General features: G+C 62.1%; 12 protein-coding genes. 3 read left to right on the top strand and 9 right to left on the bottom strand.

Annotation, left to right across the window (positions count from 1 at the left end; all coding sequences use genetic code 11):
• Positions 1-104: 104 nt before the first annotated feature.
• From PE061_RS18650 to PE061_RS18635, 5 genes are all read right to left on the bottom strand, one after another.
• A complete protein-coding gene (locus PE061_RS18650; RefSeq protein WP_271256711.1) occupies positions 105-1,826 on the bottom strand; it encodes a ParB/RepB/Spo0J family partition protein in 1,722 nt (573 codons plus the stop codon).
• A gap of 89 nt (positions 1,827-1,915) precedes the next feature.
• Positions 1,916-2,287 (bottom strand): DUF2958 domain-containing protein, encoded by a 372-nt coding sequence (locus PE061_RS18645; RefSeq protein ID WP_271256710.1) that lies wholly within the window; start codon positions 2,285-2,287, stop codon positions 1,916-1,918.
• 293 nt (positions 2,288-2,580) lie between these two features.
• Positions 2,581-2,889, bottom strand: a complete 309-nt coding sequence (locus tag PE061_RS21805; protein WP_420794406.1) for a DNA -binding domain-containing protein — start codon at positions 2,887-2,889, stop codon at positions 2,581-2,583.
• A gap of 115 nt (positions 2,890-3,004) precedes the next feature.
• A complete protein-coding gene (locus PE061_RS21800; protein ID WP_420794405.1) occupies positions 3,005-3,301 on the bottom strand; it encodes a transcriptional regulator domain-containing protein in 297 nt (98 codons plus the stop codon).
• A gap of 118 nt (positions 3,302-3,419) precedes the next feature.
• Positions 3,420-3,608, bottom strand: a complete 189-nt coding sequence (locus PE061_RS18635; RefSeq protein ID WP_271256708.1) for a sigma factor-like helix-turn-helix DNA-binding protein — start codon at positions 3,606-3,608, stop codon at positions 3,420-3,422.
• 459 nt (positions 3,609-4,067) lie between these two features.
• Between PE061_RS18635 and PE061_RS18630 the strand changes: the two genes are divergently transcribed.
• A complete protein-coding gene (locus PE061_RS18630) occupies positions 4,068-4,817 on the top strand; it encodes an autoinducer binding domain-containing protein (protein ID WP_271256707.1) in 750 nt (249 codons plus the stop codon).
• 970 nt (positions 4,818-5,787) lie between these two features.
• The gene (locus tag PE061_RS18625; RefSeq protein ID WP_271256706.1) at positions 5,788-6,957 is read left to right on the top strand and encodes an amidohydrolase family protein; all 1,170 of its coding nucleotides are present in this window, start codon (positions 5,788-5,790) and stop codon (positions 6,955-6,957) included.
• Between the two features lie 79 nt (positions 6,958-7,036).
• Here PE061_RS18625 and PE061_RS18620 read toward each other — a convergent pair whose 3' ends face one another.
• From PE061_RS18620 to PE061_RS18605, 4 genes are all read right to left on the bottom strand, one after another.
• Positions 7,037-8,170, bottom strand: coding sequence for a CaiB/BaiF CoA-transferase family protein (locus PE061_RS18620; RefSeq protein WP_336297006.1), 1,134 nt, complete (start codon positions 8,168-8,170; stop codon positions 7,037-7,039).
• Positions 8,171-8,247: 77 nt separating this feature from the next.
• On the bottom strand, positions 8,248-9,048 hold the full coding sequence (locus PE061_RS18615; RefSeq protein WP_271256705.1) for an enoyl-CoA hydratase/isomerase family protein: 801 nt from the start codon (positions 9,046-9,048) through the stop codon (positions 8,248-8,250).
• A 51-nt stretch (positions 9,049-9,099) separates the two neighbouring features.
• The gene (locus PE061_RS18610) at positions 9,100-10,956 is read right to left on the bottom strand and encodes a flavin-containing monooxygenase (protein WP_271256704.1); all 1,857 of its coding nucleotides are present in this window, start codon (positions 10,954-10,956) and stop codon (positions 9,100-9,102) included.
• 267 nt (positions 10,957-11,223) lie between these two features.
• Entirely contained in the window at positions 11,224-12,072 is an 849-nt protein-coding gene (locus tag PE061_RS18605; protein WP_271256703.1) for an IclR family transcriptional regulator, read from the bottom strand.
• A 169-nt stretch (positions 12,073-12,241) separates the two neighbouring features.
• Between PE061_RS18605 and PE061_RS18600 the strand changes: the two genes are divergently transcribed.
• Positions 12,242-13,129: an enoyl-CoA hydratase gene (locus PE061_RS18600; protein WP_271256702.1), complete on the top strand. Its 888-nt coding sequence runs from the start codon at positions 12,242-12,244 to the stop codon at positions 13,127-13,129.
• The last annotated feature ends 39 nt before the right edge of the window (positions 13,130-13,168 follow it).

The raw sequence follows: 13,168 nt of genomic DNA, 5'->3' as shown, positions 1-13,168 counted from the left end.
CGGACCGGCCCTGAACGGGGCGCCGTCGATGCCATCCACGCGGGAGGTGGTGGGCAAGGTGTGCTTGCGGGCGCGGGGGAGGGCACCCCGCGCCCGTGTGCGACTCAGGCGGCGAGCCTCGTGGTTTCCGCGTTTGGCGCATCCGCAGCGACCGGCTCCGCGGCTTCGGCATAACGCGACGCCGGAAACCGCATCCAGCGCGGCACCCAGCGGGCGACGCGCGGACGTCCGTTGCTGCCGCTGAGATGGTCGCCGAGGATCGCGCGCAGCACCTTGCCCGCCGCGCCGTGGTTGGCGTCGGCGATCGCGTTGCCCGCCACCTCGGCAATGAGCGCGGAGAGGGTGCTCTTGTCGCGGACGAGGTCGAGGAAGGCGTCGTCGGCCTGCCACCAGTCGGCCATGTCGATGCCGAGATGGAGGCCGAGCGCGGCGATGACGGGATCACCCGCTGCAAGCGTCTCGCCCATGACGACGGCGAGAATATCGAGAACGACACCGTCGGGGAGCTCGGCGAGCCGCAGGAACAGCGCGGAAAGGTCGCGAACGCCGTAGGCGCCGACGACGCTCGGGCAGTCGGCATCGAGACCGAGCACGTCGAGGACGGCGCGGCGCCTGCTGTCGAACGCGGTTTCTCCCGCCGAGGTCTCGACGCTCTCGGCGATGGCCTCGCTCGGTGCGGCCTGCGGCTCGCGGCGGACGGACCAGAGGGCGGAACCGCAGACCGCGTGCGCGAGCATGAGGCGGAGCGCGGCGCCGGGGTGCGCGGTGAGCACGGCGCGGACGGCGGCGTGACGGTGCAGGTCGAGATAGGCGCGAAGCGACTTGCTGATCTCGGCGCGCGGCACCGCGGCGGGCGCGGTATCGGCGCCGCCGCCGCGAAGCCGTGTCGCCTCGCGGCGGGTGATGTAGCCTTCGTGGAAGACGACCTCGCCGGTGCGGCGCACGTCGATGTAGACGCGCCCACCCTTGCGCCGTGCGCATTTCTCATGCTCCCAGCTCTGGAACGGCGTGTCGGGGCCGAGGGTGACGACCTCGTGCCATCCCGCCGCGCGGTACGCGTCGGCGCGGGCGGCGACGGCGGCGTTCTGCGCGATCCAGAACGCGTCGGCGTCAGCGAACCAGCGCGTTTCCCTGAACAGGTCTTCGGCAATCGCGAGGCCGCTCGCATCGACATCGAACAGCGCGTGATCGGCGGGAATGGACGCGCCGCCGAAGAGCCATGCCCTCAGGCGCTCGCCGGTGGGGGCGTGGCTGTCCGCGTCATCGAGAAGCGCAAGCCATGCCTGCTGCTGGCGTTTGGTGGCAAGGGTGAGGTGGCGGATGCTCGCAGTGTCGATGTCGCCGCGCCGGTAGAGGCTGCGGAGGCGCGGCAGCAGGTTGCTGAGCGCGAGGATGCGGCGGACGGCGCTGTCCGCGAGCCCGAACGTCGCGGCGATGTCGGCGGGCGTGCGGCCTTCGCGGGTAAGGCGCACGAAGGTTTCCCACTGGGCGACCTCGTCGGGGTCGAGCCGGGCGAGGTTCTCGATGAGCGAGGCCTCGACGGCGGCGGCATCGTCGCCGTCGTCGATGATCGCGCAGGGCAACATCGCGGCGTCTGCATCGTCGGGGCGTTCGGCGGCAACGGCGAGCGCGGCGTGGAAGCGGCGGCGTCCGGCGACGATCTCGAAGGTTCCGCCTGTGCCGCCTGCGCGAACGAGAACGGGGACGAGGATACCGCGTGCGCGAACCGAGGCGAGCAGGTCGCCGACATCGGGCGGGCGCTTGCCGTGGCGCATGTTGGCGCGGCTGACGCTGAGGCTGGCGAGCGGGATGAAGTCGAGTTTCATGGGGAGGTCCTTTCTGGTTCGAACTGCGGCGAAGGCGCGCCGCGCGCCTTTCGCGCCGCACCGCGCGGAACGGCAGGTGCGGAAGCGGGTCAGGCCTTGGCCATGCGCGCGAGCGCGGCCTCGGCGGCGATGATCGAGCCGGTGCGGCGGGCGAGGTCGGCCCAGGCCGAGATCGCGACCGTGCTGGTGAAGTGGAGATCGCGCTCGATGCGCAATCCGAAACGCAGGCGGATCGCGGCGATTTCGGAGAGGCTGAACGACCCGAGCTCGGGGCAGCCGAAGCCGAGGTCGGCGAGGCCGAACACAGTGTCGCCGTCAGGGTCGAGTTCGGTCGCGAGCCAGGTCGCGGCGCCGCAGGGGTTGAAGAACTTGACGGCGGGCGGCGGGTCGTGGCGACCGGTCGCGGCGGCGTCGGCATTGGCGCGCAGCGTGGCGCGCAACGGTGGGGTGAGAAGCTCCATGCGTGTCTCCTTGCCGCCCGCGAAAAAGCAAGCGTGGCCCCCCGCGTGGGCGGGGACGGGCGGCAGGCGCGGAATCGGACCCGGTGAGCCGCGGACCGCACCCGCAGGGCCGGAACGCATGTGGAGGCGCCGGCAGCGCCGGCTTGCGGACCGTGGCGGCGGGTCCAGAAGACCGTGCCCGCCCGGCCCCGCCGCCTGCGGGAGCCGACAGGACTTCGCCGCGCCGGCGGCGCGGCGGCCGGTGGGGCGCCCGCAACCGGTGCTGACGCTGTCCGCACGATGCGCTGCATCGCTCAGAGCGGTCCTTCGAGGCCGAGCAATGTCCGGTAGCCGCCTTCGATCATGCGGCGTGCGCTGCGAAGGACGCGCTGGATGCGCAGCCGCATGAAGCGCGAGCCGTCGCGCCAGCGCTCGTCCGCGCCCGCGCGCCCGTAGAGCAGTTCGGCGATGTCGCGGTGCGAGGCGCCCGCTGCGTGGGCGTCGTGGGCGCGGAGCATGGCCTCTAGACGTGCGGCGCGGCGAAGCGGCGGCCAGAGCCGCCGGCAGGGCGCGCCGCGGACGAGGCCTGCGAACCGGCGGAGCGTCAGCAGCTGGGGTGCCATGCCGCCCGCGCCGTCGACGGTGAACAGCGGCCGGATGGGCCCTGAGAAAATGGTGCCGCCGACGACATCGATCCGCAGGTGTCCGGGGCCTGCGGGGATGAGCAGGCGCTCGGCGTCAGGTTCGACGAGCACGGCGGTGTTGCCGTCCAGTGCCAGCACGTCGATGCCGTCCCGGCACGGCTCGGCGCGCATGGTGACGACGTGGGGGTCGGCATCGCTCCGCCAGAAGGCAAGCGCCTGCGCGGGGGGGCGGGCGGGGTCTTCCGCGAAAATGCAGCCCCCATGCGGCGGGTGCCGCGACGCGGAGGCTGTCCTTGCCGGTCGGCGACACGGCATCGGCGGCAGTGCGCCGGTAGGCGGGATTGCGGCGTAGGAACTCCCAGGCGAAGCCCTGCGCATCCAGTCCGGTCATGCCCTTCTGCGTCATGGCGACGATCCTTACGGTTGCGTTACAAGCGGCAGGAAGGGACAAGCGGGCGCCGGCGTCGACCCTTCGATCGGAGGGTCGACGCCGAACATGAAAGCGCCGGTCAGCCGGAATCGAGCGCGGCAACGAGCCGTGCGATGGCGTCGGCAAGCCCGGCCTCGACGTCGGCGGCGCTGATGCCGAGGTGCGCGGCGATGGCCTCGTAGGGCCAGTCATCGAGCGCGCGTGCGAGAATGTCGCGAAGCGGCGCGGGCAGCGCGCGGACGGCGTTTCGGTAGCGATCGTGATCCATGGCGGCTCCTTCCTTGCCGCGCGGCACGCGCTGCCGGCGGCAGGCCGGGAACCCGGCGGACCCGGACGGCGCGCGCACCGGGAACCGGCCGAAGCGCCAGCGGAGGACCCGCCAGGGTTGCGGGTGCGGTCCGGGACTGCCAGCGGGCCTGCCAACCGCCCGGCGCCAGCCGTGCCGCCATGGTCCGGGACAGGCGATGGAAAGACATCGTGCGAGCTGAATCGCGTTCGGCCTGTCCTCACTGTTCCGCGACAGGAACGGACACCAAAGAGGCATAGGAAAGTGAAATACAGAATTGAACGGAAGGTCTGGACATCACGATAATTTCGATATCTTGACTTGCGTTTCGTCAAAACTGTGGAATCATTCGCTGAGACAGGTCTGTCATTCGAGTCGATTGTCTTTCAATCGCTCATCAAAGATGGACGGACCGCGTGTGCCGCTGGTGTGGAGTTCGTCATGGTGGCGACGTTCGATTTCGGCGTCTACGAAGAGGGCTTTCGCAGCGCGCGTGGTCCGGAGACGGTCTACGAGCTGCTCACGGCTGCGGCGCACGATCTCGGGTTCGAGCAGTTCATGATCGGCCACCATGTCGATCCCGCCGCGCCGCCGCGCCACACGTTCCAGCTGTCGAACTATCATCCCGACTGGGTGGAGCAGGCGATCCTCAAGCGGCACTTCGAGGTGGATCCGGTGCATATCGCGGTCATGCGGACGGCAACGGGTCTGCAATGGAGCGAGGTGCCGCGGCTGCTGCGGCTGTCCCCGCGCCAGTCCCGAATCCTCGAGCGCGCGCAGGGCTACGGCCTGTGCGCGGGCTATACCGTGCCGTTCAACGTTCCGGGTGAGCCGCGCGGTAGCTGCTCCTTCGGCACGCGCTCGCCAGAGCGGCTGCGCCGCAACGCGCTGCCGATCGCGGCGTGCATCGGCGGCTATGCGTTCGAAGCGATGCGCCGCCTGGTCCAGCCGGCGGACGGCGGTCCCGCGCCGCCGCCGGCGCTTTCGCAGCGCGAGCATATCGCGCTCGTCCGCGTTGCGCAGGGCAAGGGCGATATCGAGATTTCCATGATGGAAAAGATCGCGCCGAGCACGGCGCACGAGCGCGTCGAGAACGTCCGGCGCGCCTACGGCGGCGCGGTGCGGCCCTATCTCGTCGCCCGCGCACTTTACGACGGGCAGATTTCGTTCCGTGAAATCTTCGAGTCGTGAACGGCACCGCTTGCTTCCGGAAGACGCTGAAATTTGACTTCCCGCGTTGCGGGGTTCGAGATCACTGAAGCGGTCTCGCAGGTGAAAGCAGCTTCGGAGATTTCTGCCTTGCGACACCGAGCGGTATGAGCCCTGACCGGCGAAAATCAGGGCGCTGTTGGCCACCAAGACCTACTCTAAGAGACGCGCGCGTCTTTTTTCGGTTCCGAGCCAGGAACCGCATTCGGCTGGCTTCTCCTATGAAAACACGGTCTTGTAAGGAGTTCGATAAACAAACTGCCCCCGAAAAGGCCCTGCAAAGTGTGACTGCCCAGCCACACCCCAAGCTGTCAATTGCAGTTCCCACCCAGCAGTTCGACATCACCGAGCCGCTGGGCCGGGTCGTCGTAGAACGTGAACCTAGCGATGTCTATTGGCCGACATCCTCGGGCGATCGACATCCCGCCGCGCCTGTCATCACGAATGTAATCGGGCTTCTCGGCTGCGGTGCGTCGCGCAGAGCCCCCCCTTTAAAAACTTCAATTTTAGCGGCTGTTTGACAACAAGGCGTTAGAGGGCGGCAATCCGCGCTTCATATTCCTGGATCAAATCTGCCGCCCGTGCATCCTCATCAAGGGCGCCGGCCTCGCACTTTTCCTCCCAGATTCAGATCAGCTGCCGGGAAACATCGTGACGCCTGGCGAGGCCGTGAATTGTATCAGCGCTCAGAAAAGTCTGTGCGACCTGACGCCTAAACTCAACATTATGAAATCGGTGCCTCGCCATAGGCTCCATCCCCGGCTCACTTCTCAGCGACCATCAACAGCAGGACGAATGCGATATCACGTATGTGGTCGTTGTTGCGTGGCTGTGGAAATTTGGCGTCCCTGTCGATAGCATGCCCTCAATTGAGGACGAGCCTTAGTCCGGATGTCGGCGGTGGAAATGCGTTGTGGCTCGGGATCGTGACCCAAATATCAGGAGCCTTGTTATGAGCACCTTTAAATCGACCCGCATGATGGCGCTGGAGGATATCGAAGTCTCTCTGAAGCGTCCGCTCAGGGGGCGGTCGGCTTCCTTGCCGCACGGTGCTGTGCTCGTATCGAGCGACAGCCATTGGAACATCACCGACGATATCTTCTATGAACGTGCGCCAGTCGCGCTAAAGGATCGCATGCCCCGTATATGGGTGGAGGAAAGCGGCAACCTGTGCATCGGTATCGGTCATAAGAACCTTCTGGCGGGCCCCGTTAACAATCTGCTTGCCAGCTTCGCGCGGCCGGGCTTCCATGACCTGAGTGCCCGAATGGCCGATCTCGACGACGATGGCGTCGCCATGGAAATCATCTATCCGCAATGGCTGATGTTCTACCTGCACCATCCGGATCTCGAGATGCGCGAGTGGCTCTTCAAGATCTACAACGAATATCTCGCCGATCTTGAAAAGGAATCGAAAGGCCGCTTCCATGGTGTGGGAATACCTGTCTACTGGGATAGCTCGAAGGCTGCCGCATCCGTGGAGCATATCAAGAGCATTGGACTGAAAGCCGCAATGCTCCCGGTGAACCCCGGTAACAATCCGCAGGGCCTAAAGGTAAACTACGCGACCGATGATCTCGACCCGATGTGGTCGGCGGCGGAGGGTTGCGACTTGCCCATCACCTATCACATCGGTGAGAACCCCAATCTGGAAGGGCCGGGTGGCGTTGGCGCCGGGCTATTGGCCACTTTCATGCCGTTCCGGCGCAGTTTGGGAGACCTCATCTTTGGCGGCATTTTCGACCGTCACCCCAAGCTTAGGGTCGTGTTTGCGGAGGCAGGCATCAACTGGGTGGCTGGCGCCCTACAGGATGCCGAGATGATATTCGATAGCTGGGGCGATTTCCTTGATCCTAAGATCAAGCACAGGCCGACCGAATATTGGCATCGTCACTGCTACGCGACGTTTATGGCGGATGAAGTCGGCTTGGATCTCATCGACTATATCGGCGCGGATCGTGTTATGTGGGCGACAGATTATCCGCACAACGAAGGTAGCCACGGTTATACCGAAAAGGTCGTGGATAGCATCGTCGAGCGGGTAGGGCCTGGTGCTGCGAGAAAAATTCTAGGGCAGACCGCCATGGAGATATTCGCCCTGGATATGCCCACAGCGGGCTGAGCTGCTGGCGCCGGTCCGGGTGCCTCGCGTTACGGTAGGACGAATGCGGCTCGGGGGTTTTCGCCCGCCCCTGGTCGTATCACTCGCCGAAGTCACGCAACTCGCGCATGATCGACTCCTGGTCGGCGCCCAGCTTCGATAGCCACGGCTGACCAGCCGGCGTGGCCAAGAAGCGTGGTGCCGGAGCGGGCTGGAACGTGTTTCCTAATGCGATGAAGGTGCCGCGCGCCAGGTTGTGGGGATGCTGCGGTGCGTCGTTCATCGACATGACCGGCGCGAAGCATGCGTCGGTTCCCTCCAGCAGCTCGCACCATTCTCCGCTCGAGCGGGTCTTGAAGATATCGCTCAGCTTCTGCTTGAGCGATGGCCAAGCTGCGGGGTCCTGTTGCGCGTCGAAGGAAGAGTCGTCAGAAATGCCCAGAAATCCGCGCAGGACTTGATAGAAACGGGCCTCGACCGACCCGATCGAGATGAAACGGCCATCTGCGCATTCGTAGCAACCATAATAATGGGAGCCGCCATCTATCATATTGCTGCCCCGTTCATCACGATAATGCCCTGCCGCAAACAGACCATATGGCATTGCCGCCAGCAGTGCGGATCCGTCCGTCATCGCCGCGTCGATGACCTGGCCGGGTCGCCCCATTTTTACGCCGAGCAATGCTGCAACCATACCGAATGCTAGGAGCATGCCGCCTCCGCCAAAGTCGCCGACCATATTTACAGGCGGAATGGGAGGCCCATCTTTGGAGCCGACGAGGTGCAGTGCCCCGGACAGGGCTATATAATTGATATCGTGGCCGGCGGCCTGGGACAGCGGCCCGAACTGTCCCCATCCGGTGATGCGACCGAAGACCAGCTTCGGATTCTCGGCCAGCAAAACTTCGGGGCCAAGCCCCGCACGCTCCATGACACCGGGGCGGAATCCTTCGATCAGCCCGTCCGCAGTTCGACAGAGGCGCTTCAGCAGTTTCACGCCATCCGGATTCTTCATGTCGACGACGATCGACCGTCGCGAGCGGGAAGCTGCCTCCTCTTGAAGGAATCGTCCACCGGGACGATCCACCCGAATGACCTCGGCGCCATGATCGGCAAGCATCATGCCGACAAACGGGCAGGGGCCGAGCCCCGCAAACTCGATGATCTTGATTCCTTTGAGAACGCCCGTCAATGTCAGCTTACTCCCGTGGCGTAGTGCGGCCAGACGCGCCATTTCCGTTCCGATGTTCCGGGATAAACCGGGGGCGTGCCGCGCGCGGCGGCTATGGCACGAAACTGTTCGCCGCTAAGTCATTTTTTCTCGAAATGGCTCAGCGAACGGGGTGATTCATGAACACCGAACAATTCATGGGCCAGATGCATGCCGAAGTCGTTCTGAATTGCGCGCCGCAGCGGGCGCCTCGCGATCTGAGTCGTCAACCGGCGGACGGTACGGGGTTGCCTCATCAATTGCGCAGCAATTTCACGAGCACGTGGCATGAGTTTTTCGCGGGGGTGCACCTCCCCCACAAGGCCCCATTGCAGCGCCTCGGCGGCGGTGATGCCCTGATCCTGCAAATACATGACATGGTTGGCGCGCTTGAGACCCATGAGCGTTTGGTAGACCAGAAACTGGCCATCGCCCGGGGCAACCCCGACAGAGAAATGCGGTTCAAAGAAAATTGCATCTTCGGCCGCTATCGTCAGGTCGCAGAGCAAGCCGAACTCGGTGTGGAATCCCGGTCCATTGATGGCCGCAATTGTCGGGATGTCCACGGCCCAGAGAAGATTTTCCACCAGCTTCGTGGAATCGCGATACCAGATATCGTAGCTGACGGCGCTGTGGGCATGGTAACTCTCCATGTCGCGCTTGTTTATCCACAGATCGCCCGTGCCACTCAGGATCAGCACTTCGTTTTCGGGGTCTTGCCCGACGGCCTGAAACATCTGCGACAAAGCACGGTGAAGCTCCATGCTCCACAGGACTTCCGCGCCATTGGTGTGAAACCGCACCTCGAGAACGCCCTCAGAACGCTCCATGATGAAGTGTTCGGCAAGCCGCTGCCCATACTCAGCGAGTGTGTAATGTGGTACGAAACTGGTCTGCGACATCTATGCCTCGCTACGCCAATATGCCTGCCGGAACGGCGTTGGTCTTTTGCGTCACGGCCGATCAGGGACTTGGGCTTCCTTCTTATATTCTACGGCCATCCCCTCCAACTTGCCGGCGGTGCGCCAGCTTTCGAGCATGTCGATGAAGTTGAACAGGCCTCCAAAATACCAGTCGCCCCAGAATGATGATTGAGATTCTCGGATTTTGCCCTCACTATTATAGTAGCCAGGCGTGCACGACTCCAGAAAATCAAGGTTGTCTAGTGCATTGTCGTGGATGGTTTTGACCCACTCATCTTCTGCAGCGGTCGTTGCCTCGACTGTCTCGATTCCACGACGATCGGCTTCCGAGATAATATAGGCGACGTGCTGCGCGACCGGATCGACGACAGCTACGAAGTTAAATGTAACTCCGACCTGGGATGCGCCGATGAAGAACCAGTTCGGGAAACCGTGAGCGGAATGTCCATGAAGGGTGCGCATGCCGCCCTTCCAATATTCATAAAGTGATTGTCCGTCCCGTCCGAACACATTCACGGCAAAGCGAAGCTCATAACTGCTCGCTTGCTCAAAACCTGTCGAGAATATGAGACAATCGACAGGATATTCGACGCCGTTCGCGACGATACCCTGCTTCGTGATGCGTTCGACGCCGCGGTTGTCGGCGGTGTCGACAAGCGTGACATTCTGCCGATTGAACGTGTCCAGATAATCGTCGTTGAAGGTAGGCCGTTTACACAAATGAGCATACCATGCCTTCAGTTTCTCCGCGACTTCCGGATCCTTCACGGTTTGATCCACCCGTCCTCGGATTTCGTCCATCTTGTGGAAGTCGGCCAGTTCCAGGGCCTTGGCGATTGTTTCAGGATCGTCCTCGCCGAAGCGAATCACCCCAAAAGGATATTCGCCTGCCTTCAGTTTTCGCGCGATATCGGTCCAGCCATCGGCGACAAGGTCCTCGGTGAAGGGGCGGTTATTGATCAAGTCATCGAAATTCTTGCGGCGGCGGACCTGCCAACCGGGCTCCTGCGAGTAATACCATTCCGGGTCGGTATCGCTATTGTTGCGAACATCGATCGCGGATGGTGTCCGTTGAAAAACATAGAGATGTTCGGCCGATGCAGCCAGATGGGGGATGCATTGGATAGCGGTGCACCCGGTGCCAATGATGCCGACTTTTTTGCCGGCCAGGTTGCTCATCGGTTCGTAATAGCTCCCTCCGGTATATTGATAATCCCAACGTGACGTATGGAAGGCGTGGCCTTCGAACTCGTCCAGTCCGGCGATCCCCGGAAGTTTGGCGCGGCTCGTCAGGCCGGGTGCGAGGACCACGAATTGCGCCGTCAGTTCGTCGTGGCGATTAGTCTTGACGATCCAGCGCTTGCTCGATTCGTCCCAGCGCATTTCGGTTACACGAGTACGGAAGATGGCCTTGTCATACAGCTTGTAATGCTCGCCGATTATACGAGCGTAATCCTGGATTTCCGGCGCGTCGGAATATTTCCGTTTCGGCATGTAGCCGGTCTCTTCCAGCAACGGCAGATAGCAATAGCTGTCGACGTCACATTGTGCCCCCGGATATTGGTTCCAGTACCAAGCGCCGCCAAAATCAGCAGCGTCGTCGATGATGCGGAAGTCGTCCACGCCCTGTTCCATCAGTCGCCCCGCGGCCAGCAGGCCCGACCACCCTCCGCCGATAATCAGCGTCTTGATCTCGTCCGTGAGTGGTGCGCGTTCAATATCCGCTGGAGCCTGAGGGTCATGATCGACGTATCGCGCATAACGCCCAGTGACCGGTATGTACTGTCCTTCACCCTCCGGCCGGATTCGGCGATCACGCTCCTGCCGATATTTTTTACGTAGGCCTTCATAATGCCCATCACGAAACAGCGCGTCGACGTTGCTCATTCAACCACTCCATTCTGGCCGAGCTATCTTCTGTGCGCGGCAAACCCAATTGTCTTGCGAAAAAGCTGTGTTGAATCTCCGATATTTAGTTGTTGAGAGCAATGCTTCAACGATCGTTCCGATGATCGGCTAGTAGTAATCAGATATATGATGGCTGGTGATGGTCATGTGGTGCTGATTTCGTCCTATGAAGCGTAGCTATAAATGCGACTCATTGTGTTATGATTGGCACAATCTTCCGATCCCGGATTAATCTGTTCAGTTGTCTCATGCGACCTTCGAAGGTCGATTGAGGATGATGAATCTGTTATACTCTTCGATTGCATTCCGCATTGTCGCGACGAAATCGGCTTCGTGCGCGCGCACCACCTCAGCGCTCCCGCCCACGCCAATGACCAGTGGGGAATCTCCATCCCCGGGGCCCGGCAGTCGCATCGCCAATACACCGGCATTCATGGTCACCTGGTTGGTACTGATGGCATACCCCTGTTCGCGAACCTTCCGCAAATCGTTAAGGAGGGCGGTGACGTCGACCTTTTCCGGGTCACTTTCGGCTTCAGCGTTGATGCGCATCGCAAGTCTCCGTGCCATGAGGTCGCTCATCTGTGAAAGCAGGACGTGGCCGACGCCGGATCGGGTGAGCGAGCGCAAGGAGCCTTTTACGATATAAAGCCGGGCCGCTGCCGTCGCCTGGATGACGTGGATATAGCGCGCAAACAGGCCGCTCCGGGAAGCAAGCAGAATTGCTTGGCCAGTTTCCTGATTCAGCCTTTTCATGAGTAGCAGGAGGTCCCCGTCACCGACAACGCTGTGATCGATCCAGTTGCCAAGCAGCGTCACCGACATCGTAGGTATGAAGGTTCGCGCATGAAGATCGTGATGGAGATACCCCATCCGCACGAGACTGCGGAGGAGCATCGACGTGCTCGACTGCGGAAATTTCAGCAGCTCAGCAATTTCGACCACAGTCGATTCGCGCTGCAGAAGGTCGAAAAGCTGAAGGATCTGAAGGGCGCGCCCCGCTGACTTGATCACGCCATCAGGCAAATACACCTGCGCGCCGGCCACTCGCTCGGCCGAAAGTGCACTGGCAAGTTCAATATGCGCTCTCGCCATCGATTTTCTCATCCTCTCCCCAAGCATGGAATTGTTGCGCGGCGTTAGCCTCGCGTCAATCTAAATATGCACATGATGCAATTTTAGTTGCATTTCCATTTCGCTGATGCATGATGCTGGGGTCTTGGTATGTCGCGTATCCGCGGCGGCGAACAAGCCGGGAGAGAATATGAAAATCGAAGCTTCCGTTCCTTTGCCGCGTGTCGTGAGCGGCGAGGAGCCCGCATTCTCGAGCTACGTCGTGCGGGACGGTATCGCGTGGGTGATGATGGAACGCCCTGAGGTGGCCAATTCCCAGAATTTCCGCCTTCTGCGACAGCTTGATGACCTGTTTCGCTGCGCCGTCGACGCGCCCGATGTGAAAGCGATCGTCTTAGGCGGCAGGGGAAAACATTTCTCTGCGGGACATGACCTCGGTACGGTCGAGCGAGACAAGCATCTGGAGCGGGACCGGCACCAGCTTTGGTACAGCCATCTGGGGCGGGACGGAGCCGAAGGCCAATATGTGCTGGAACAGGATGCCTATCTCGGTCTCTGCCGTCGCTGGCAGGAAATTCCCAAACCGATGATCGCGATGGTGCAGGGCGGCTGCATCGCCGGCGGCCTTATGCTAGCCTGGGTATGCGATCTGATCATTGCTTCAGACGATGCATTCTTTCAGGATCCGGTGGTCCGCATGGGGATACCCGGTGTGGAATATTTTGCGCATGCCTTCGAGTTGCCGCCTCGCGTCGCCAGGGAGCTGCTGCTGCTCGGAGAACGCATGCCCGTCGAAAGAGCTTATCAGTTGGGTATGGTAAATCGGGTAGTTCCGCGCGCGGACTTGGAGCAGGAGGTAGAACGGATTGGCCGAGAACTGGCAAGCCGGCCCGGTTTCGGCATGCTTCTGACCAAGCAGGCGATCAACGCTATCGAGGACCTCCGGGGAAAGCGCACGGGCATGGACAGCGTGTTCCACATGCATCATCTCGCGCATGCGCATAACCAGCTGGTCAGCGGCGATCGTGTCGGCGGGATCGATGTCAAGGCCATGGCGGCCGCGAACAGGCAATCGTGACCCCGTCAGATCTTCATACAGGCATTGGAGCGCATCCTG

Origin of the sequence: Sphingosinicella microcystinivorans (assembly GCF_027941835.1) — a bacterium.
Classification (GTDB): domain Bacteria; phylum Pseudomonadota; class Alphaproteobacteria; order Sphingomonadales; family Sphingomonadaceae; genus Sphingosinicella.
Note: the sequence above shows the minus strand (reverse complement) of the source record. Positions and strands in the feature narration are given on the sequence as shown.

Coding starts and splice junctions, on each gene's coding strand:
- PE061_RS18635 (WP_271256708.1), bottom strand. CDS start 3,608: ATGGATCACGATCGCTACCGAAACGCCGTCCGCGCGCTGCCCGCGCCG.
- PE061_RS21800 (WP_420794405.1), bottom strand. CDS start 3,301: ATGACCGGACTGGATGCGCAGGGCTTCGCCTGGGAGTTCCTACGCCGC.
- PE061_RS18645 (WP_271256710.1), bottom strand. CDS start 2,287: ATGGAGCTTCTCACCCCACCGTTGCGCGCCACGCTGCGCGCCAATGCC.
- PE061_RS18600 (WP_271256702.1), top strand. CDS start 12,242: ATGAAAATCGAAGCTTCCGTTCCTTTGCCGCGTGTCGTGAGCGGCGAG.
- PE061_RS18630 (WP_271256707.1), top strand. CDS start 4,068: ATGGTGGCGACGTTCGATTTCGGCGTCTACGAAGAGGGCTTTCGCAGC.
- PE061_RS18620 (WP_336297006.1), bottom strand. CDS start 8,170: ATGGCGCGTCTGGCCGCACTACGCCACGGGAGTAAGCTGACATTGACG.
- PE061_RS18610 (WP_271256704.1), bottom strand. CDS start 10,956: ATGAGCAACGTCGACGCGCTGTTTCGTGATGGGCATTATGAAGGCCTA.
- PE061_RS18605 (WP_271256703.1), bottom strand. CDS start 12,072: ATGGCGAGAGCGCATATTGAACTTGCCAGTGCACTTTCGGCCGAGCGA.
- PE061_RS18625 (WP_271256706.1), top strand. CDS start 5,788: ATGAGCACCTTTAAATCGACCCGCATGATGGCGCTGGAGGATATCGAA.
- PE061_RS18650 (WP_271256711.1), bottom strand. CDS start 1,826: ATGAAACTCGACTTCATCCCGCTCGCCAGCCTCAGCGTCAGCCGCGCC.
- PE061_RS21805 (WP_420794406.1), bottom strand. CDS start 2,889: ATGGCACCCCAGCTGCTGACGCTCCGCCGGTTCGCAGGCCTCGTCCGC.
- PE061_RS18615 (WP_271256705.1), bottom strand. CDS start 9,048: ATGTCGCAGACCAGTTTCGTACCACATTACACACTCGCTGAGTATGGG.